This is a genomic window from Acidovorax sp. BL-A-41-H1 (genome assembly GCF_051942715.1).
This window is the reverse complement of sequence record NZ_JBPVJQ010000001.1, coordinates 74,310-92,920: the sequence shown is the minus strand read 5'-3', so window position 1 is coordinate 92,920 and position 18,611 is coordinate 74,310. Positions and strand designations below refer to the sequence as shown.

The 18,611-nt window shown below is 65.6% G+C and carries 20 protein-coding genes; all 20 read right to left on the bottom strand.

Translation table 11 applies throughout. The annotated features are described in order from the left end of the window. Positions 1–2: 2 nt before the first annotated feature. The 20 genes from ACTPOI_RS00480 to ACTPOI_RS00385 all read right to left on the bottom strand — a co-directional run bounded on the left by ACTPOI_RS00480 (position 3) and on the right by ACTPOI_RS00385 (position 18,584). Complete coding sequence (locus ACTPOI_RS00480) at positions 3–278, bottom strand: hypothetical protein (RefSeq protein ID WP_440105445.1); 276 nt, start codon at positions 276–278, stop codon at positions 3–5. After that, complete coding sequence (locus tag ACTPOI_RS00475; protein WP_440105443.1) at positions 275–649, bottom strand: hypothetical protein; 375 nt, start codon at positions 647–649, stop codon at positions 275–277. Before ACTPOI_RS00475 ends, ACTPOI_RS00480 begins: the two co-directional genes overlap by 4 nt. Positions 650–698: 49 nt before the next feature. Then, positions 699–1,016: a hypothetical protein gene (locus ACTPOI_RS00470; RefSeq protein WP_440105441.1), complete on the bottom strand. Its 318-nt coding sequence runs from the start codon at positions 1,014–1,016 to the stop codon at positions 699–701. Beyond that, positions 979–1,629, bottom strand: coding sequence for a DUF4376 domain-containing protein (locus ACTPOI_RS00465; RefSeq protein WP_440105439.1), 651 nt, complete (start codon positions 1,627–1,629; stop codon positions 979–981). Before ACTPOI_RS00465 ends, ACTPOI_RS00470 begins: the two co-directional genes overlap by 38 nt. A 2-nt stretch (positions 1,630–1,631) precedes the next feature. After that, positions 1,632–2,372, bottom strand: a complete 741-nt coding sequence (locus tag ACTPOI_RS00460; protein WP_440105437.1) for a LamG domain-containing protein — start codon at positions 2,370–2,372, stop codon at positions 1,632–1,634. Positions 2,373–2,375: 3 nt separating this feature from the next. Next, positions 2,376–2,729: a hypothetical protein gene (locus ACTPOI_RS00455; RefSeq protein ID WP_440105435.1), complete on the bottom strand. Its 354-nt coding sequence runs from the start codon at positions 2,727–2,729 to the stop codon at positions 2,376–2,378. Next, complete coding sequence (locus tag ACTPOI_RS00450) at positions 2,726–3,448, bottom strand: head decoration protein (RefSeq protein ID WP_440105433.1); 723 nt, start codon at positions 3,446–3,448, stop codon at positions 2,726–2,728. The genes ACTPOI_RS00455 and ACTPOI_RS00450 overlap by 4 nt, the downstream gene beginning before the upstream one ends. 12 nt (positions 3,449–3,460) lie before the next feature. Continuing rightward, a complete protein-coding gene (locus tag ACTPOI_RS00445; RefSeq protein WP_440105431.1) occupies positions 3,461–3,760 on the bottom strand; it encodes a hypothetical protein in 300 nt (99 codons plus the stop codon). Next, complete coding sequence (locus tag ACTPOI_RS00440) at positions 3,757–4,101, bottom strand: hypothetical protein (protein ID WP_440105429.1); 345 nt, start codon at positions 4,099–4,101, stop codon at positions 3,757–3,759. The genes ACTPOI_RS00445 and ACTPOI_RS00440 overlap by 4 nt, the downstream gene beginning before the upstream one ends. Before the next feature lie 15 nt (positions 4,102–4,116). Continuing rightward, positions 4,117–4,770: a hypothetical protein gene (locus ACTPOI_RS00435; protein WP_440105427.1), complete on the bottom strand. Its 654-nt coding sequence runs from the start codon at positions 4,768–4,770 to the stop codon at positions 4,117–4,119. After that, the gene (locus ACTPOI_RS00430; protein ID WP_440105425.1) at positions 4,767–6,398 is read right to left on the bottom strand and encodes a carboxypeptidase-like regulatory domain-containing protein; all 1,632 of its coding nucleotides are present in this window, start codon (positions 6,396–6,398) and stop codon (positions 4,767–4,769) included. The genes ACTPOI_RS00435 and ACTPOI_RS00430 overlap by 4 nt, the downstream gene beginning before the upstream one ends. Positions 6,399–6,407: 9 nt before the next feature. After that, positions 6,408–9,770, bottom strand: a complete 3,363-nt coding sequence (locus tag ACTPOI_RS00425) for a discoidin domain-containing protein (protein ID WP_440105423.1) — start codon at positions 9,768–9,770, stop codon at positions 6,408–6,410. Positions 9,771–9,785: 15 nt separating this feature from the next. Beyond that, a complete protein-coding gene (locus tag ACTPOI_RS00420) occupies positions 9,786–12,440 on the bottom strand; it encodes a tape measure protein (protein ID WP_440105421.1) in 2,655 nt (884 codons plus the stop codon). Positions 12,441–12,554: 114 nt separating this feature from the next. Further along, on the bottom strand, positions 12,555–13,343 hold the full coding sequence (locus tag ACTPOI_RS00415) for a hypothetical protein (RefSeq protein WP_440105419.1): 789 nt from the start codon (positions 13,341–13,343) through the stop codon (positions 12,555–12,557). Positions 13,344–13,375: 32 nt separating this feature from the next. Further along, a complete protein-coding gene (locus ACTPOI_RS00410) occupies positions 13,376–13,789 on the bottom strand; it encodes a hypothetical protein (protein WP_440105417.1) in 414 nt (137 codons plus the stop codon). Positions 13,790–13,792: 3 nt separating this feature from the next. Beyond that, on the bottom strand, positions 13,793–14,101 hold the full coding sequence (locus tag ACTPOI_RS00405; protein WP_440105415.1) for a head-tail joining protein: 309 nt from the start codon (positions 14,099–14,101) through the stop codon (positions 13,793–13,795). A gap of 12 nt (positions 14,102–14,113) precedes the next feature. Further along, positions 14,114–14,446, bottom strand: a complete 333-nt coding sequence (locus ACTPOI_RS00400; RefSeq protein WP_440105413.1) for a DUF2190 family protein — start codon at positions 14,444–14,446, stop codon at positions 14,114–14,116. Between the two features lie 66 nt (positions 14,447–14,512). Then, complete coding sequence (locus ACTPOI_RS00395; RefSeq protein WP_440105411.1) at positions 14,513–16,648, bottom strand: ClpP-like prohead protease/major capsid protein fusion protein; 2,136 nt, start codon at positions 16,646–16,648, stop codon at positions 14,513–14,515. 115 nt (positions 16,649–16,763) lie between these two features. Then, positions 16,764–18,335 (bottom strand): phage portal protein, encoded by a 1,572-nt coding sequence (locus ACTPOI_RS00390; protein WP_440105409.1) that lies wholly within the window; start codon positions 18,333–18,335, stop codon positions 16,764–16,766. 21 nt (positions 18,336–18,356) lie between these two features. Beyond that, positions 18,357–18,584, bottom strand: a complete 228-nt coding sequence (locus ACTPOI_RS00385; RefSeq protein ID WP_440105407.1) for a hypothetical protein — start codon at positions 18,582–18,584, stop codon at positions 18,357–18,359. Between the last annotated feature and the right edge of the window lie 27 nt (positions 18,585–18,611).

The window sequence follows — 18,611 nt, the reverse complement described above, 5'->3', positions numbered from 1 at the left end:
CGCTACCCCTTCACGAATGGCCCAGGCGCCCCGCCCTGCCAGAAATGGGATGTGACCCACTGCACCTGCACGATGGCCAGCGCCAGCACCACGCCAAACCAGGGCAGCGGCCAGCCCATCAACGGCCAGGCCATGCCCATGGCCGCCACGGTGCCCAAGAGCCAGAACGACAGGCGGATGGCGGTACGTGTGCGCCTGGTGGTTTTCTGCATGCGGCAGAACACGGTGACGAACAGCAGCAGGCATGCCGCCTCGTGTGCGATCAGCAAAGCATTCATGGCTTGGGACCTCCAGCACGGGAGACGACAGCCTGCAGCGCAGCGCCCGCCGCTTCAAACACAGGGCGCCAGCCGTTGCCCAGGGCACCGATGGCGAAGGCCACAGGGGCAAGAGCCTCATTGGCGGGGATCTGCCACTGTTTTTGCAGCCACAGCGACAGCGCCGACGTGAGCACCACAGCCGTGAGCGTGCAACGCAGCAGCAGCCAGGCGCCAGCGCTTCGGGTCATGGTGTCGGCCGCGCTCAGCGGCCACAGCGCGCCAGCCAGGGCCGCGAACACGATCAGGGCATAGGGCCCAGCCATGGGCCCCAGCAGCGCGATGGAAACTGCGGCCAGGCTGATGCCGGATGTTGACGTTGGTTCAGGCATGAATCCCCTCTGTATTGGTTGTTGGTATGGCTCTGCTGTTGCCGCCAGCTCACCGCCCGCGCGGCGTGTAGCGCGGCTGGTTGGGCGGGTGGTACTCGGTGGGGTAGTTCTTGCGCTCGAACTCCTTGGTGTAGGCGTTCTTGCAGTGGCCCGGGCCCTGCCAGAAAAACAGCACATCGATGAGCGGCATGAACAGCCTGCCCAGCACCTTGCCGTCGCGGTGCGCGCGGTAGGCGCGGGCGCTGAGGGTTTCGTCGGCGTAGCTCACGGTGCCGTCAATGGGCGGGATCAGCGCGTTGACCAGCTGGTCGGCCGCGATGAAGACCTGCTCAAAATACGCTCGCGTCAACTGCAAAACCTGCTTCATGGGCTTCGTCCTCAAAAGATGGCGGCCAGCCGCCGGTAAAGTCGTAGCTGCCGGGCTCGGGGCTGGCCTCCATGGCCATGCGGTGCACCTCGGCGGCGGTGAAGATGGCGGTGTCGCTGGCGGCCGTGGCCTGCACGATGGCCACCGCAAGCGCCGGGGTCATGGCCACGAACACCGGCTGGGGCGTGTAGGCCAGGGTCTTCCACTGCAGACCAGCCGGGATGCCCTGCCCCAGCAGCACCAGGCCGAGCTGCTGGGTGCGGCTTTTCTGGTCGCTGTGGAACCAGTGGCCGCCCGCCTTCACGCCCATGGCCGCGCGCCGGTCGCGCTCAACTTTGATCTGGCCCCAGCGGGCACCCGCACGCGCTGCAATGTCTTCGGCGGTCAGCGGCACAACATCCCACGTTGTGCGCCACTCACCTTCTGATGGAGTCGGCTGACCTGCGACCACCTTGAACCCAGCCCCTGCAGCTGGCGCCTCTGTCTCGACAAGCCGGGCATAACCCAGATCAGCGAGGTCCGCACCATCCGGGATGGACACATGCGGGAACAGCGTGCGGACTTCGGCTACCGTGACGGTGGCGCTGGTTGCAATTTCTACATATCGGCCCATGGTCAACCCCCAGGGAATGGCGCCGTAGGTGGCGTGAAGGCGGCGGTGTAGCGGGCGACGCCTTTGGTGATGCGGACTTCTTCCTGGTAGCCCGTGTAGTAGTAAGGGACAGAGCGGCAGTCACGACCCAGGAACAGGTACGACCCCGCCCCAGATCCCTGCGTATTGCTGGACGTAGCCGAGGCCACCAGCACTCCATCGACAAACAGGTAGAAATTGCTGCCGCTGCGCACATAGGCGACGTGATACCAGGTCGAAGTGCTGGAGAAAGAAGCGGAAGAAGCGCAGTTGCCAAACACAGCGCTGGCTGTCTCAGAGGTGTTGCAGTACGCCTGAATGCTGTTGTTGCCATTGAATCGAATCAGCAACAGAGGGGCGTAAGCCGTGCTTTGGTCTTGAGGGCCATACGTGATCAACACCTGCTCGGAATTGACGACACCCCGCCGGACAAAACGCTCAACAGTGAAATCACCCGAACCAAACTCGAATCCACTGTGGCTGGGATACCGCAGGTAGCTGCCAGAACCGTCAAAGTACAGCGACGAACCGCCCCACTTGCTCTGGGCGGTGCTGATCTGGGCACTGCCAAACACCGTCGCCGTTTTGGGCGTTGGGCTACTGTCGATGATGGTCGTTGACCCGTTCGCGCCATCGCCGTGCAGCAGCAGCGAGACATTGGAGTAGTAGGGGTCGCCGTCAAACACCTTTGGCACCAGAACCCCTGCGCGTGTTGCAATAAACATCGGTCAGGCCCTGTTGAAGTTCTGACCGCCAAGAAAGCCGAGCCAGTAGGTGCCGTCGCACACGAACGACACCACATCGGTGCGCCCGGCCGTGGCCGTGATAACCGGCGCCGTGCCGCCCGGCCAACGCACACTGGATGGCCAGGTGACGGTGCGCGAACCCGTACCGTCTTGCTTGAGCAGCAGCGTGAACTGGCCGCCACTGGTCGCCGCCAGGAAGGTGAAGGCGCAGTTGCCGGTCAGCGTGAGGTCGAAAATGGTGCCTTTGGCACCGTCTACCGTGTAGGCCGTGCCGGTGTTCGCCGTCACCACCGTCTCACGGATAGCCGTGAAAACCTGCTCGCTCAGGTGCTTCATGCCGCCACCGTTACACGGTACTGGCCCGAGCTAGGTGCCGTACCAAAAGTGAGCTGCACGGTGTTCACACCATTCGCCACCCAGTCCACCAGCACGCCTGCGTTGGTAGATACCTCCTTGACGCTGACAAGGACATCCTGCGTATTGAGGTTGTGAGTGACGGTGATGGTGGTCGCGCTACCGTCGCCAATGGTGGCGCTGGCTTTGCGGGCCACCACTGCAGGGTCCACCGCGATAACCCCACCGCTGATGCTGATGCCATCGCCTGCGGTGTAGCTGGTGCCACCACCCACCTGAGCCCAGGCGAGTGCCGTAGTGCCCAGCGTGATGGGCGCATCGGTGGTCATCTTGAACTGGGCATTGCCATTGGCCGTGCCCTCAGACACAAACACCGTAGCACCCAGAACTTCTGCAGCCACATCGAAATCGGTGGCGCGGCTCCAGCTGCCCGATGCAGCCACATAGATACCGTTGGCAGAGCCGCTGGATTGTTCCTTGACCAGCACACGGTCACCAGCCACAACACTCACACCATCGATGGTCTGAGCACCCGACAGGGTGATGTTGGCCGTGGTGGCAGCACGTACGGGGTCTTTCCATTTGAAGCCCTGGGCCTGGGCGTCGAGCTGCGCCTTGGTTACCGCATCTTGCGGGCTGACCGCGTCGGCCAGGTTGGAGAGTTTGAAGCCGTTGGCGTCGAGGGTATTGGTGATTTTCATGGTGGTGATACCTCAGTTGCAGTAAGCGAAGCCAGCAAACGGCACGCCGTGGGACACCTGCACGATGTCGTCGTCCAGGTACAAAACATCCGCCACCACCACATTGCCCAGGTGGTCGGTGACGGTGACAGAGGGACGGCGGCCGAGGTTGTGGGCCACCGTCCATACCGACAAGGGAGTGGCTTGGGGGTGAACATAGCCAGCACCCCCTCCCGGCCCTTCAGGCCCACGCGGGCCCACATAGGCCGCCGCAAACTCGGCAACAGCCACGGGCCGGGGCGCAAAGGCAAGCACAAAGGTGGGATGCGTCATGGCGTTGGCACCTCACGGGTAACGTCCTTGACCACGATGAGCTGCGCGCTGGTGGTGCTGATGACATAGCCATCGCCCGCGCGCTTGAACCGCGCGTCGATCAGCACGGGGCCGATGGGCCAGGCGGTGGTGTCCAGGCAGGTCAGGCGCAGGGCGCGGGTGGTGACCGGGTCCACCCACTCGCAGGTGAGGTTGGCCACCAGGGTGCCGTCCAGCGTGCGCACCTGGCTGGCAGGCGTGAAATCGGCAAAGTAGCCATCGGCAAACTGGGATGGGATGACGATCAGCTCGTCAAAGCTGGCGCCGCGCTTGTGGGGCTGGGGGGTGGTGGAGCAAGTCATGCCAAAAGTCCTGTTTCACTCGCCCACGCGGTGGGCACTGAAGCTGATCTGCGCCACCTGCACGGCGCCAAAGAACGCCTGTGCGGTGAGCGTTTCAACCGGCAAATCTCCGAAGCCGGGGTTGATGGCCTGCACCAGCAGCGTGCTGCCCGCCACGGTGACGACGTGGCCCGACGCAGACACCAGCGGGTCTTCTTCGCTGGGCGAGTCCCATTCGGGCAGCCAGGTACATGCAGGCGCCAGAGCCATGAACTGCATGCCCGGGAGCAATTCAGCCCGGCCCACGTCAATGCTCATTTCCACGCAGACAAAGGTGTCGCTCGGAACAGGCAGCGCCCGCCCTTCGCCATCCAGCAAGGCCGGGACGCCCTCCCACATCGATGACACCAGCCCCCGGTAGTCGGCCTCCCCGATTTCGTCGAGCACGCCTTGAATCTCGGTGCGCCCATCGGGCAGCACGTTCACCGCATAGGCATGCGGGGGCGCAAAGCTCAACACCTGCGAGATCCACCCGGTGCAGTAGCCCTCGGGCGGGTCGGGCACCACGGGCGGCGCCACGCTGGCCGCAACCACCGCACCCACTTTTTGCAGACGCACCCCCACCTCGACGGATGCACCGGGCACCGTCTGCACCGCGGCGGATGGGAAGAATCGGCGGCGCTGCGTCATACAACCACCACCGCTTCGGAGGGCTCGTAGCCCGTGGCCTCGATCAGCAGCACATGGCGCCCGCGCACAGCAGGGAACGACACACGCCCTGCCCCATCGGCAATGCGGCTGGCACCACCGTCGAGCGTGATGCGCGCACCAGCCAACGGGCGGCCCTGCTCATCCAGCGCCGTGAAGATGATCTGGCCGTTGGCCACCTCAACCGTGATGCCGGGCTGGATGACCGGGTCGAACGCGGTGGACAGGCGCGTGGTTTCGATGGCGGGCGCCTCACCCACGGGCGCCTCAATGGCGCACGACAGCGTGGCCGCGCCCAGGTCCAGGTCGGCAGACACCAGGCGGTGACGGCCCTGCAGCGGGCTTTGGGGGTGGGCCATGTCCACCCAGGCACCCGTGGGAGTATCGGCAAACGACTGCTGCCAGGTGACGCGCCAGCGCGGGCGGGCCAGCCAGGACAACATGCGCTGGCCCAGGGCTTCGGCATGCCGGGGGCTGCGCAGCCAGGGGGCGGCCCATTCCTGCTCCAGCTCGCCAAAGTCCTTGACCATGTCAGGCGCGCGCAGCTGGATGGCGCGGCGGTAGCGCTGGGCGGCGTGGTCAAAGTCGTACAGCACGCGCAGCACGGTGCACACGCCCTGGGCGCTGGTGGCCGCCTGCAGGCTGGTGGCGGTGAGTTTGTTCACCGGCATGGCAGGCGCAGCGGCATCGGCCAGCGGGGGCCAGGTGGTGGCAATGCCGGGCATGGCGGCTGCCCAGGCACTGCCAGCGCTTTGCATGAGGGCATCCACCGCCGTGCGGATGCTGATGCTGTTGTCGGCCAGCACCCCGCCCAGCACGATGTGCGCCGTTTCGGTGCGGTAGTCGTCCAGGTCGGGCCACTGCACGGGGGCACGGGCCAGGTTGGCCAGCAGGTCAAACAGCACTTCGGCAGGCGTTTGCAGCAGCTGGCCGGTGGTGGGGTGCATGCGGCCGCGCACGGTGGCCGCCAGCCGCTCGCCCTCGGCCAGGGGCTGGGCCAGCTCCAGGAAGGCCACGGCGCGGCCGGTGCTGTCCACCCCGTTGCGCCAGGCCCAGTCCTGCACGGGCACGTCGTCGCGGGTGACTGCATCGACACCGGCCACGGGGTGGTCCGCCAGCAGGTACACGCGCTGGTCGTCGCTGTACTGGATGGGGGCCAGGGTGACGACACCATAGGCCCAGGGAAGCACGCGCACATCGCGCCAGCCACCCCACACGGCGCTGGTGCGCAGGGGCAGGTTGTCAGAAAGGGGGCGATCCAGCCCGGCCTCCAGGCTCAGGCGCAGCTCGTCGCCCAGCTGCAAAGCAGTCACCACGCCCTCGAACAGGGTCTTGCCGGTGCTGGCGTCGGCCACGGTAGCGCGGCGGCGCACGGGCGGGCTCTGGCCCCACAGGGTGGTGAGGTAGCCGTCCTGGTTGCTCAGCTCTGCATCCATGCTGCTGCCGGGCGCCGGGGCAATGCCAGGGATGGACAGGGGTCGCTGCAGGGCGCTCACGGCGCGCAGACGCGGCACCAGCAGGCCGGTGGCTGGCTGCGCACTGCCAGGCGCAGCCAGGGTGTAGGCCGGTGCGGCGTCTGTGGCGGCGATGGTGATGTGGGGCTGCATCATGCCGGGCCGTCAGGTGTAGAGAGGGTCCAGCGTGAGGCTGGCCGACAGCATGCGCTTGGTGCTGGCGTTGGGCTGGTATTCGTGCACGTCGGTCACTTCCAGGGCGTCAGAGCCCGCCATCACCAAGGCGGCGTCTTGGGGGTGCTGGTAGTGGGGCAGGAAGATCAGCGGCTCGTCGTGCTGCTGGGCCCAGTCCACCACGGCCAGCAGGGCCGCCAGTTCGTCCTGTGCGAGGTAGCCGCCCAGCGCGCCGCCTGTGTCCCACCCAACGGCCCAGCCATCACCCGCGCCCGAGTAAAGGGCGGCGCTATTGACGCCCTGCCCGCGCTGCACCGCCCAGCGGCGGGTGCGCTGGCACGATGTGGCGCTGTACCCCATGGACAGCGGCACACCCGCCCAGAGCCAGCCGATGCTGCCGCCCGTGGCGCTGGCCACGTTCACACGCAGGTAGCGCGCGGCGGTGTCATCGTCAAAACTGTGCAGAGCAATGGGGCCCGACACATCCAGCGCCACAGCGGCGGACCAGGTGGCGCCGTCGTCGCTGAGCTGCACGGTGGCGGTAGCACCAGCGGGCAGGTTGTAGCGGGCCATGGCCAGCATGGCCAGGGGCTGGCTGGCGCCAAAGTCCACCGTAGTGCTGGCGCTGGCGCCAGCCCATGCCCACGCGGGCGCGGTGGCCGCCTGCACATGGCTGGCCGCGTTGGGCTGGTACACCGCGAAGGTGTATGCATCGCCCGCCACAAAGCTGGGGGCGGCGCCGGGGGCAAAGGTGGCCTGCAGGCCATCGGCCAGCACAGCAAGGCCGGTGGCGGGGATGTCTGCGGCAGCAGCCCAGGCGCCGCCGTCCTTGCGCCAGCGGTACTGGCCCGCCTCGACCGCAAAGCTGAACTTGTCGCCCAGCGCGTAAGGGATGCCACCCAGCGCCAGCTGCAAGCTGACACCCGCCTGTGTGTAAGTGGGCGCGGCGCTGCCGTCGGTGGGCACCATGTAGTCGGGCAGCGCACCGGCCGCGCTGGCGGCCACGCGCCAGGTTTGCTCGTCGGTGCCGTCCACACCGCCCGTGAGCCAGGCCGGGCCAGCGCCCACGGTTTGCAAAACAGCAGAGTCGCCCACGCTGTAGGGGCGCGCGCTGTCTACCTGAAGGATGCGGATGGTGATTTCATCGCCCAGCGCCAGGCGCTCAGGGCAGGCCACCACCAGGCCAAAGCCGAATTCCTTGGTGGAGTAAGGCACGCCAGTCTCGGTGTTGCGCCGGGCGCTGACGTAGCCTTGGTTGGTGAATGCGGGCAGGTAGTAGCCTTCGGTGTCCACCCACCAGTTGGCACCACCATGGTCAACCCAGCAGCCGCCCGCGACACTGCTACTGGGGTCAGATTTTGGGACGATGCCCGCCAGGGTGCGCACATGGTCCATGCGTGCGGTGTAGCGGCGCATGAACTGGGTGCGGCGCTCGTCGGTGAGCGTCTGGGCGTCTTCACCCGTGAACTTCTGCAGGTTGACCTGGTCGCTGGCGGTTTCGGTCCACAGCTCGTAGTCGAAAGCCCAGGCCACGCTGCCCAGGGTGACAGAGATGGTGAAGGGGGTATCGTCATCCGCCCAGGTGGCGGCGTAGGGGTCGGTCCAGCCCTCAGCGTCTGCAAGGATGGCGGGGCCAAAGGGCACAGCCACCGTATCGCGGCGCACAGCCTTCACCTGGTACTTGCGGCCCACCTGGGTATTGTTGTAGACCACGTTGACAGCGCCGCCCTGGTATTCGACCAGCGTTGCGCCCGCGTTGGGGTACAGGCCCAGCATCCAGGCCAGCTCGGCCTGCATCTCTGTGAGGGCAGTGTCCCATTCAGCGGCTGCAGGCGCTTCGGCGTAGATCTCTGCCAGGGCGGTACCGAAGGTGTCCACCGCAGAATCGACCAGATCCATGTCATCTTTGGCAAACCCCAGGTTGTCGGGGTTTGCGCTGGTGTTGCCAGCCATGAAATCGGATCGCCACCCGAAAAGCGTTTGCAGCCGAGTCTGATACTCGGCATCGAGAGCCATATCGTCTCCTCCATCAATGCCCAAACACTTGAGCGAAACCACGGGGGTGGCCACGTCGCTGCACTTGCAGTCAGCAGGCGGGCGCTTGGAATACCGGAACGTGACAGTGACCGGACGTGCATTGACGCCAAAGCGGAACGGGCGCACGCACACGCTGGGCAGGCCCGCCCCCTCGGCACGGCCTGCGGGGTTGTATTTGAAGGACCACCCACCGCCCGAACCCGCCAGAGGCTTGATCTCGGGCACCGTGAACAGCGCGGCCGCGCTGACGTAGGGGGCCCCGGTGGTGGCCGTGGCCAGCTCGCCAGACACATCGCCCACCACGCTCCAGCGCTCCTGCCCGATCACATCGGCGTTGATGCAGCGCACGGTGACGGCCTGGGTAGGTGCATCGCCCGGGATGACCACGTCCTGCAGCTTGGCTGCGCCAGCCAGCGACAGCAGCCAGGCACTGGTGCGCAAGGGCACATCAATGGCAGCTTGCCCGCCAATGGCGCGATCAGCCGCCACCACACCCGCCACCTCCACCAGGGCCGACGCATCCAGCGCCAACAACAGGTCATGAAAACTGACCACGGGCGGCTGCATGGCCACGGTGTCGCCATAGGTTTCGGTGGTGGTGCCGTTGGTGACGGTGATGACATACCCGCCGGTGACGGAAAACACCTTGGTGCCCGCCGATACGCTGCGCTGCAGCTCGGGCGACACGCCAAAGCGCCACTCGCCATCCTTGAACACGCGGTAAGGGCGGTACACCTGGGGGTCGAAACCGAACTGGATGCGGGGGCCTGTGGCATCCAGCTCGCCAGCTGCAGACAGCGGCAGGCCGCCAAAGTCCCACTGCGGGCCCGACTGGGTGGTGCTGCCGGTGCTCCAGTCGCTGAGCAGCGCCCAGGCCGTTGCCGTGCGCACCAGCTGGGGCTGCACCGTGATGCGAATGCTGTTACCCACGTCGCCAGCCGCCTTGGCGCGGATGCGCACCTCGCGCACATCCAGCCCCGCATTGGCAGTGGGCACGCCCAGGTCGGCCAGCGTGAGGGTGAAGGTTTGCTGAGCGGCGCCCGCGTCCACCCCCACCACGGCCAGCTGGCCGTTGCCCACCCCCACAAACTGCGGCACGCTGGCGCGGGGAATGCCGCCCGCCGCCACCACCTCTACCTGCACCTGCGCGGCCTCGTGGCCGGTGTATGCCCCGCTGAGAAGCACCCGCCCGCCCCCCGCCCGCACGGCGCTGGTGCGCTCGATGGCGGTGCTGGCGGCAACACTGGATGCAGCCAGCGCCGCAGCGGTGCGCACCAGGTTGTTGCGGCCAGAAAGAAAGCGTTGTACGGATGGCATAGGTGTTGGTGGTGGTCAGCGAGCCAGCGCGGCCATGCGCTTGAGTTCGGGCTCCAACATGCGGGCCAGCTTGGCGGGGTCGGTGACGCCGTGGACGTTGATGACGATGGAGTTGGACTGGCCAGCAGGCGCAGCGCCCACGCTGGTGCCCGTGGCGCGCGCAGGGGCGCCAGCCGTTGCAGGCGCACCAGCCCCATTGCCTGCTGCCTGAGGCGTGCTGCGGCGCGCCTTTTCGTAGTCCAGAATCTGCTGGGCCTCCATCTGGCCCTGGTCGGTGTTCTGGAAGTAGTCAGCCATCTTGCCGAGGGCTTCGGACAACGTGCCGTAGCGGCCCGCCCAGCGTTTTTGCACGTCGTTGGCGGCATAGGGCACATTGCCGTTGGCGTCTACAAACTGCTCAGAGAGCTTGCGGGCGATCTGCTCGTCCAGGCCGGACTGGGTGAGGTAGTCGATGATGGCGGCGCGGGTCCAAATGCCTTGGGTTTCGGCCTTGCCGAGGGCGTCGCTGGTGAAGCCGTCTTTGTTGCGGAATCCAGAGCCCACCCTTTGAACACCATCACCAAGGCGTTCCAGCGCACCCGCCTGGGCAAGTAGTGATCCGGTGGCCATCTCGGTGTTTTTCTTCAGATCACCCTGCGCAACCGATAGATCACGCAGTTTGTTTGCCATGGTGTCGGCGATCTGGCCTTCGAGGCGTTTGACCTCGGCGGCCCTCATGGCCGCTTCAATCTCCAGCTTTTTGGCGCCAACATACTCCCCGCTGGCGATAAGTTCTGCACGCTTAGCTTCTGCCGTCGCCAGAGCTGCATCAGCCTCAGCGCGCTTCGCCTGGGCGCTCAAGCGCAGCAGCTCGATTTCCAGACGGCGCATCTCTGTCTGGGCTGCCATGGCTGCGCGCTCATCACCCCGAGCACGCGCCACCTCATAGATAGCGCGCTGCTGCTCAATGGCGAGTTGCACGGTGGCCGCCTGCACGTCCAGATCGGCGCGTTGCACATTGGCCTTAGCCTCTATCGCTCGCAGTTGGTCTTGCAAGGCATCGCGATACACCAAAGCAGCCCTGCCAAGCGCCAGCTCTGCCTGTGTGACCGCTTCAGAGGTTGCCTTGTTTGCCAGCTTGGCCTGGCGCACGCGATCCAGCTCCGCTCTTGCGGCTTCATACGCGGCACGCAACTCACCCACACGCGCCGAGTTGTCACGGCTGGCCTCTGCCTCAGCCCTGGCCTGCTCGGCAGCCAGGCGCGATGCCTGCGCCTGAGCCGTGGCCTTGTCAGCATCCTGCTGGCGCAGGTTTATTTGCTTTTGCAGCTCTTCCAGCTGCTTCGACCGTTCCGCGCTGAGCGTTTTGTTGCCGGCGGCTTCTTGCTGCAAAGCGTCGAGCTGGGCACGCATGGTGGCCAGCTCGGTCTGGCGCAACAGGGCAAGCTTCTGCAGTTCTTGTGCGTTGGCGGCGGCCGCCTTCACTTGGGCGTCGCGCTTTTCCTGTTCGGTACCAAAGGCTGCAGCCAGGGCCAGCGCAGCCCTGCCCTCGGCATCGCGGGCAATAACGCTTTTTTCCTGGGCGTCGATGTTGTCGCGGATGCTCTTGAGAACCTGGTTGTAGCCGCTGCTGAGCTTGACCCACAGATCGGCAGCTGCCGCAGCCTTCTGCCCAGCCTTCTCGGCGGAGTCGCCAGCTTGCTGGGTGGCCAGGGCGGTTTTGGTGGCTTCGTTACCCAGCGTAGCGATGTAGCCACGCAGAACTTCGTTGTTCTTTGCCGCCTTCAGCAAACGGTCGCGGCTTTCGGTCTCAATATCGGCAAAGGCTTTCTTGACACCCGAGAAGTCCAGAGTGGTGATAGCGGCAACCATCACGCCGATAGATTTACCGGTTACCACCAGCGTGTCGCCCAGCAGCGTGATTGCCGTCTGTGCGATCTCTGCCCCTGTTTTCAGCGCCGTAAGGCCACCGGATTCACCGATGGTTGAAGCCATGGCGGTGAATGCGTTCTGAACATTCGTCAGTTCCTGCGAGAGCGTTTGCGCACCAGTGGTTGTGCCGTACAGCTCATTCAACCCCTTGGTTAACGCCGGAAACAGATCTTGCGCCGTGATCTGCCCAGCGCTCACCAGGTCGGTCAGCTCCTTCGTGGTGATACCCAAGCCCTTGGCAGCGGCATTGAGCGCCCCAGGCAAAGCCTCTCCGAGCTGGCCACGCAGCTCCTCCATTTGCACCGTGCCTTTGCCAGCCATCTGGCCCAAGGCGCCCAGCGCATTGACGGTTTCGGCACTGCTCTTGCCCGCCTTCGCCATCGCAATGGTGACGGCCTCGAACACCTGCTGGGTGGCAACACCCTCCACCGCCGTACCTTTGGTTGCAGCGCTGAGGCCCAAGAAGGCACGCCCGGCCTCCACGACATCGACACCCGCCGCATCCGCCATGCGCCGAACGAAATCCAGGCCTTCAGCCGCCTTTTCGGCACTGCCCTCCACGGCGGTCAGGCCAGCCTGCAAGGTCTCCATCTCTGCCGCAGAGCGGGCAAGAGTGCCAATCGCAAACACAGCAGCCAAGCGCCCCGCGAGGCTGTTGGCCATGTCACCAAAGGCCGAAAGCCTGTCGCGCAGACTGCCAATCGCCTGGGACGCGTTGTCCTTGGCGTTGATCAGAATCTCGATGGGCTTGAATGCCATGGCGGGTGGTGTGTTGCGGGCGGTTTAGGCAATGCAGCGGCTTCAACTGCCGCCATTTGCAGGGCGGCACTTGGAGGCGCACGGCGCGCTGGGCGCCGTGGTGGGGGGTGTCGGCTACGCGGCTACTGGGCGGCCGTCGCAGTAGATGGCCTCACCGTTGGCGGGCTTGAGAACTTCCAGACCAAAGTTGAGCTGCACGAAGTCGGTGCCCTCAGCGATGATGGGCAGGTCGCCGTCGGGCGTGAGGGTGACGCGCGGCATGTAGTAGTCGCGGTCGCCGCCGGTGGCGTTGTCCGACACGATGCGCAGGGCGCCACGGATTTCGGAGGTAGAGCCGGTGGTGACACGCTCGAAGCTGGCAGCCACGGGGGTGTAGCCAAACTTCACATTGCCCGCCACGATGGCGCCGCCTTCGACAATCTGCACGCGGCCAGTTTCCAGATCCACGTTGTAGTCGTCGCCCGCGTCGTAGGTGGTGGTGCCCGCTTCGTTTTTGACCGTCACGGCCGTGACGTTGCGCACACCCAGTGGGTTAGCTGCAACAGCACCCAGCTGGTAGAAGCGGCCAGGCTGCACAGCGCGCAGCTCATCCACCACAGCCACAGCAGTTTGAGTGCGGGCAGTGCGCGAGCCAGACAGCCACAGCGCGTAGTTGGCAGCCGACATGTGGTCGCACACCAGGGAGCCAGTGCGGTCGATCTGCACAACCACCGAAGCGTCTTTTTCGCGCAAGCCGGTCATGGACGAGAAGTGTTCGGCCTTTTCTGTGGCAATGGTGACGGTGACGCTCGGGCAATTGCCAAACGCGATTTCACCCGTGAGGTTGCCATTGGCGTCCTCGGGGTCAAAGTACGCACGGCCGCGCGGGATGGTGTACTTCTGCTCTTCGTGAATCAGGGCCATTTCGTTCTCCAGAATGGTGTTGGATGCGTTTGTTACTTGGTGCCGCCCATGTAGCGGGCGGCGGTTGCGAAAGTGATCTGGTAGCCCACCAAACCCTCATCGGCCAGCATGGGCTCGGTGATGCCGTCCAGCGTGAATGGCTCCCATCCGCGACCACCCTGCTCACCAACACGCCAGCCAAACAGCGAACAGATGACGGCGGACAGCGCCTGGTCAATCAGCTCTGGGGCCGTATCGCCTCGACGAACCACCAGGATGACCTGCCAACGCGGCGCCAACATCACAGCCCCCGCCTTGGCATCTGCCACAGCAGCCCCCACACAGCGAACATCAGCCGATGGGATCGACCGCCGGTCAGCGTCTTCGGTGTTGGTGCGCACGTCCCAGCCTTCCAGCTCAGGGAGCTGGGTCAAGCGCAGCTTGATGAGAGGCGCAAGAGCAAGCATGGGTCAGTCCTTGGGGTACACCGACAGCTGAATCCAGCCGCCCGCATCGGGCTGCACCGGGCCAGTGATCTTGTGCACCACGCCGTCGATGGTCAGCTCGCTGCCCTCACGCACGCCCGGCGTGTTGACCACGCAGTAGCCCACCGTGAGCGCCGCCACATCGACCGCCTGGCCGTACGGGTCGGACGCAGTGCGGTCGAAGAGCACGCCGAAGGGGGCGCCGCCCTGGTACACCGCCGTGGCGTTGGCCAGGCGGCGCTGCACCGCGTCGCAGACGCGGGCTTCGAGGGCGGCGAAGGGGGCGAGGGACATGGCCGGGCGCGATCAGGCGTTGATGCTGATTTCGACCGTGGTGGCCCCAGAACCCGCAGCCTTGGCCGCGTAGCCCGCCAGGGTGTTGCCGCTGGCTGTGGTGGTGAGGCGCTTGTTGGTGTTGTCCCAGTACAGCAGTGCGCCCTGGGCGGGTGCGTCTGTACTGAGCTTGGCCACGGTGAACACGCCACGCATCCGCGCGGCACCCGTTGCGCCGTTAGCAATGTTGGTGAGCACGACGCCCACGCGGGCGCCAATAAGCACCATTGCGCCGCTGGCCAGGGCTGAGCCAGTGGTGTTGGTGTAGTCCAGCACGTCGCCGGACACGATGTAGTTGCCTGCCATGATGGTTTCCTTCGGTCAGGGTTTGAGGGTCGGGCCTGTGGGGCTTTGCTGCTGAGGCGGCTGCGATCAGGCGCCTGCGTTGGTGACGGCGCCGCGAAAATCGACTCCGCCCACCGCGTAGTCAAGGCGCGCCTTCCAGCGGGCGCCATCGGTGGTGAAGGCTTCTTCCATCTCGATGAAGGGCGCATCCACCCCATCGAGGAAGGCAACTTCCATCACCGGGGCCTGCACGGGGTCGGCAAAGAAGTACCAGCGGGTACCGCTGAGGCGTGGCGAGCCCACGATGTCGCGCACCATGGCGGCGGCGATGTTGGCGCGCTGCAGCTTGTTGGCGGCGTCGGGGTCGAAGGTGGAGTTGTTAACCACCTTGGCCTGGCCCACGATGCCATCGGGGCCCAGCCACACGTCGGGCGAGATCTCCAGGAAGTCGTTGCCGCCAACGTCCTTCTGGGCGCGCATCAGCACTCGGGCCGCTTCAAACGAAGTGACGGTGGGCGCTGCAGCGGTGCCCGCAATGTTGCCGTGGTCGGCATGGAACAGGGTCTTGCCGTCGTTGAGCACCGGGCCCAGACCGCTGTTGGACAGCAGGGCGGCGTACACATCGGCTTCGATGGTGCGCTTTGCGGCACGGCCCAGGCTGGCGGCCAGGCCCGTGAAGGCGCCCATGTCGTCATCAATGATCATCTCGCGGCTGATGTTGATGATGTTGCCCTTGGTACCGGCCTGAATGGTGGCCTTTTCACCATCGGGGATGGTCTTGCTGCGGTACTCGCCCAGCTCGTTTTTGCTCTCCAGATTGGAGAGGCTGCCCACGCGGTAGCGGTTGTGCACGCGGAAGTCGCTCACAGAGCCACGGGCGCAGAAGCGCGTCCAGGTGTCGGCCTGCAGGGCATAGGCACCCAGCAGGGTTTTGTGGAGGACGTTCTCCAGCAGGATGGGGAAGTCGCTGCGCGAGGTGGTGAAGGCAGCAGCCACCATGGCGCGCTGGTCCATGCCTTCGGTGCGAACACCGGCACGGATCAGGCAGGCTTCGGCAATGGCCAGCAGCTTGCGACCGCGCAGGGGGTTGGCACCCTCGGCACGCACGGGGCCGCTCTTGTCCACCGAGATGTTGCCGCGCGCCAGAACAGCCTGCACGCCTGCAGCGACGAACTTGTCGCGCTCGTCTTCGATGGTGCGCACGTCGGCACCCGCAGCGGGCTGCATGGTCTTGCCCACGTGGGCCAGCAAGCGCAGGCCTGCAGCCTCGGGGGTGGTGGCGTGGTCGTCCTCGCACTGCTGCAGGATGGCCTGCACACCCTCGACATGCAGGTGCGGGCCAAAGGCGGCGCGAATGCCTTCGCGGCGGGCCTTGTCGGCGGCCAGGATGGCGGCGGCATCGGGCACCGTGGCAGCAGCCACAACTGGAGCAGCAGGCGCGGCGGCGCTTCCGCCACCGGCCGCAGCGGCGCCAGCAGCGCCCAGGGCGGCCAGCAGCACGTGGGAACGGAATTTCGTCATGGGATCCTCATCAGCGGAAGGTGCAGCAGCTGCTGCGGAAGTGCCCGCCGCTTGCAGGGATGCAGGCAGCGAACGGAAACGGGACAGGGGCAGATCGCGCGCAGCGCTAGCGGCCACGGGCATGGGGTCGGTCACTGCGTCGATGAACTTGGCATCGAGCGCTTCGGCGGCGGTGTAGTAGTGGTCCTTGCCATCGGTGAGCAGGGCCAGCATGGCGGGCTGGTCGCCCGTGCGGGCGGCGTAGCTGGTGGACATGGCGGCGGCCCAGGTATCGAGCTGGTCGGCCACTTCGCGCAGCTCTGCTGCATTGCCTGCGGCGTACGTCCACGGCGCGTGGATCATCAACATGGCGTTGTCGGCCATGTGCACCTTGTCGCCCGCCATGGCGATCAGGCTGGCGATGCTGAAAGCCATGCCATCCACCTCGGTGGTGATGGTGGCCTTGTGGCGGCGCATGGCGTTGAAGATGGCAAGGCCATCGGGCACGCTGCCGCCGATGCTGTTGATGCGAACGGTGATGGCTTCAGCGTCGAGGGCGTTCAGGTCTTTGACGAACTGGGCTGCGCTGACGGTTTCTTCCCACCAGCTTTCACCGATGTCGCCGTAGATATAGATTTCTGCGGCCGCAGTGACACCCATGGCAGCCGCTGCAAGCGCTGTGCGGCGGCGGATTGCGTACCAGGTGGGTGTGGTGTGGGTCATGGAAACTGCCTTCTTTCAGTCGGTTGGCGCGCAAGGTGCGCACGTCTCGGATAGGGGCAGTTTCTAGAATCGGCTGTCTCATTTACAGGGGGAAAATGAGACAATTTTTAGGGCCCTAGTTTTGGCCGGAATCGTTATCTGGCGCGGGTTTGCGGCCGGTTGAATCTTCGGGCGCTTCGGCCGAGCTGTCTCCCTCTACGCCTTTCATGTACCGCGCATCACTGGTAAAGCGCAGCCCGGCGGCGTCGTTGCCCGCGCGCCATTCCGAAATCTGCTGGCGCACGTCGCGCGGGTTGCCACCTGCGGCGCGGATGGCCTGCTGCTCGCTGGCAAAGCCAGCCTGGGTGCGCTTCTCCCACGCGAGCACTTCCTTGAGCGGGTCGATCCAGGGCATGGACTGGCCCAGGTACAGGGCATCTGCTGCGCGGTCTTCGGGCACATCCCATGGACGCTTGACCACGCCCGAGAGGTGGGCCACCTGCACGAAGCGCTCGTAATCGGGCTGCTTCCACATGCACACGAATTCGTCGGCCAGCACGGCGTAGTGCATCCACTGCTCGACCAGCTCTTGCCGCTGTGCGCTGTAGGTGCCGTCATAGTTGCGGCTGACGCTGGAGTAACCGGCGCCGATGCCAGCTGCAAAGGCCTTGAGCTGGCCAGCGCGCCAGCCGACCAGGTTGGGGTTGGGCCGGTCTGACTTAACCATGCCGATTTCTTCACCCACCAGCAGGTCGTCGAAGACCATGCCAGGCGACATGCGAATGTCACGGGGGATGATGTTGCCCCGTTCGTCGCGGCGGCTCTCAGGGATGCTGCTGGGGTCAAACCCGTCGGGGTGGGTGCGCTTGACGTAGGCCGTCATGGACGCGGCGATTTTGGCGGCGATGCGCTCGGATTCTTCGTAGTCCTTGAGGTCTTCGATGCGGGTGAGCACGCTGGCAAATTCGGACACGCCGCGCCACTGGTGCAGGCGGTCGAGCGTGGCGATGTGCATCATGCGATCGGCAGGGATGGCCTTGATGTCCTGCGGCGAAAGCCAGTTCGCGCCCATGTTGTCGCGCGGGTCGAGCTTGTAAACGTGGTACGCGATGGCCTGCCCCCAGGCGTTGGCCTGGATGCCTTGCTTGATGCGGTTGCCGGGGTCGTTGTAGTCCAGGGGCACGAAGTCGGGCTCGAACAGCTCGATGGAATACGGCACGGCGGTGGAGTGCTTGAGGCCGGGCACCTCGCCATAAATCTGTTGGCCGAAGCCCTCACCATCACGAAACCAGGTGTACGCAATGAGGCGCTGGGCCATGCTGTCGCTGTAGCGGCGGGTTACCTCGGGCCGCTTGCAATGGCGCTTGTAGGCATCGGCCAGCGCCTCGGCATAGGCGGTGTGGATGGTGCCGTCTGCCCGGCGTGGCTGGGGATCCACTCCAATGCCTGTGGCACCGATGGTGCTGTTGACCAGCACGCGCAGCGAACCCCGGAAGATGTCGTGGTTGCGCTCCAGATCACGGGCGATGGCGCGCAGCGTGGCCGCATCGCGCTGCACGATGTCGTTGGGGGCGCGGTTGCTGCGGCGCTTGCTGCGAAACGGGCTGGGCGTGGTGGCCTCATACCGGTTGAGGACCTTGCGGGCATGGGCGCGGCGCAGCCGCTCGGATGGGTCGGTGAGGTACACCCAGAAGTCGAAGGCGTTCATGGTGGAGGCTCCAGGGCGCAGTCAGTTGCAGTCGTTGAAGCTGGCCACGGAGTAGCCGCCTAAGCCGCCACGGCGGCCAGCGGGCTGCGCCTCGGCGCGGGCCTTGGCTTCCCACTCCTGGCGGCCTTTGCGGATGGAGTCCAGGTCTTCCATGGCGACGCGGCGGCCCTGGAAGCTGACATCCTTGCCCAAGAGAATGGCGGTTTCGGCGGCCAGATAGGCCGCATACATGTCGGTGGCTGTGCTCATGGCGGGCCAGCCTACGCGCCCGCCTGT

Excerpts from the sequence above, each read along its gene's own strand:
- ACTPOI_RS00480 (WP_440105445.1), bottom strand. The coding sequence starts at position 278 with ATGAATGCTTTGCTGATCGCACACGAGGCGGCATGCCTGCTGCTGTTC.
- ACTPOI_RS00475 (WP_440105443.1), bottom strand. The coding sequence starts at position 649 with ATGCCTGAACCAACGTCAACATCCGGCATCAGCCTGGCCGCAGTTTCC.
- ACTPOI_RS00470 (WP_440105441.1), bottom strand. The coding sequence starts at position 1,016 with ATGAAGCAGGTTTTGCAGTTGACGCGAGCGTATTTTGAGCAGGTCTTC.
- ACTPOI_RS00465 (WP_440105439.1), bottom strand. The coding sequence starts at position 1,629 with ATGGGCCGATATGTAGAAATTGCAACCAGCGCCACCGTCACGGTAGCC.
- ACTPOI_RS00460 (WP_440105437.1), bottom strand. The coding sequence starts at position 2,372 with ATGTTTATTGCAACACGCGCAGGGGTTCTGGTGCCAAAGGTGTTTGAC.
- ACTPOI_RS00455 (WP_440105435.1), bottom strand. The coding sequence starts at position 2,729 with ATGAAGCACCTGAGCGAGCAGGTTTTCACGGCTATCCGTGAGACGGTG.
- ACTPOI_RS00450 (WP_440105433.1), bottom strand. The coding sequence starts at position 3,448 with ATGAAAATCACCAATACCCTCGACGCCAACGGCTTCAAACTCTCCAAC.
- ACTPOI_RS00445 (WP_440105431.1), bottom strand. The coding sequence starts at position 3,760 with ATGACGCATCCCACCTTTGTGCTTGCCTTTGCGCCCCGGCCCGTGGCT.
- ACTPOI_RS00440 (WP_440105429.1), bottom strand. The coding sequence starts at position 4,101 with ATGACTTGCTCCACCACCCCCCAGCCCCACAAGCGCGGCGCCAGCTTT.
- ACTPOI_RS00435 (WP_440105427.1), bottom strand. The coding sequence starts at position 4,770 with ATGACGCAGCGCCGCCGATTCTTCCCATCCGCCGCGGTGCAGACGGTG.
- ACTPOI_RS00430 (WP_440105425.1), bottom strand. The coding sequence starts at position 6,398 with ATGATGCAGCCCCACATCACCATCGCCGCCACAGACGCCGCACCGGCC.
- ACTPOI_RS00425 (WP_440105423.1), bottom strand. The coding sequence starts at position 9,770 with ATGCCATCCGTACAACGCTTTCTTTCTGGCCGCAACAACCTGGTGCGC.
- ACTPOI_RS00420 (WP_440105421.1), bottom strand. The coding sequence starts at position 12,440 with ATGGCATTCAAGCCCATCGAGATTCTGATCAACGCCAAGGACAACGCG.
- ACTPOI_RS00415 (WP_440105419.1), bottom strand. The coding sequence starts at position 13,343 with ATGGCCCTGATTCACGAAGAGCAGAAGTACACCATCCCGCGCGGCCGT.
- ACTPOI_RS00410 (WP_440105417.1), bottom strand. The coding sequence starts at position 13,789 with ATGCTTGCTCTTGCGCCTCTCATCAAGCTGCGCTTGACCCAGCTCCCT.
- ACTPOI_RS00405 (WP_440105415.1), bottom strand. The coding sequence starts at position 14,101 with ATGTCCCTCGCCCCCTTCGCCGCCCTCGAAGCCCGCGTCTGCGACGCG.
- ACTPOI_RS00400 (WP_440105413.1), bottom strand. The coding sequence starts at position 14,446 with ATGGCAGGCAACTACATCGTGTCCGGCGACGTGCTGGACTACACCAAC.
- ACTPOI_RS00395 (WP_440105411.1), bottom strand. The coding sequence starts at position 16,648 with ATGACCCACACCACACCCACCTGGTACGCAATCCGCCGCCGCACAGCG.
- ACTPOI_RS00390 (WP_440105409.1), bottom strand. The coding sequence starts at position 18,335 with ATGAACGCCTTCGACTTCTGGGTGTACCTCACCGACCCATCCGAGCGG.
- ACTPOI_RS00385 (WP_440105407.1), bottom strand. The coding sequence starts at position 18,584 with ATGAGCACAGCCACCGACATGTATGCGGCCTATCTGGCCGCCGAAACC.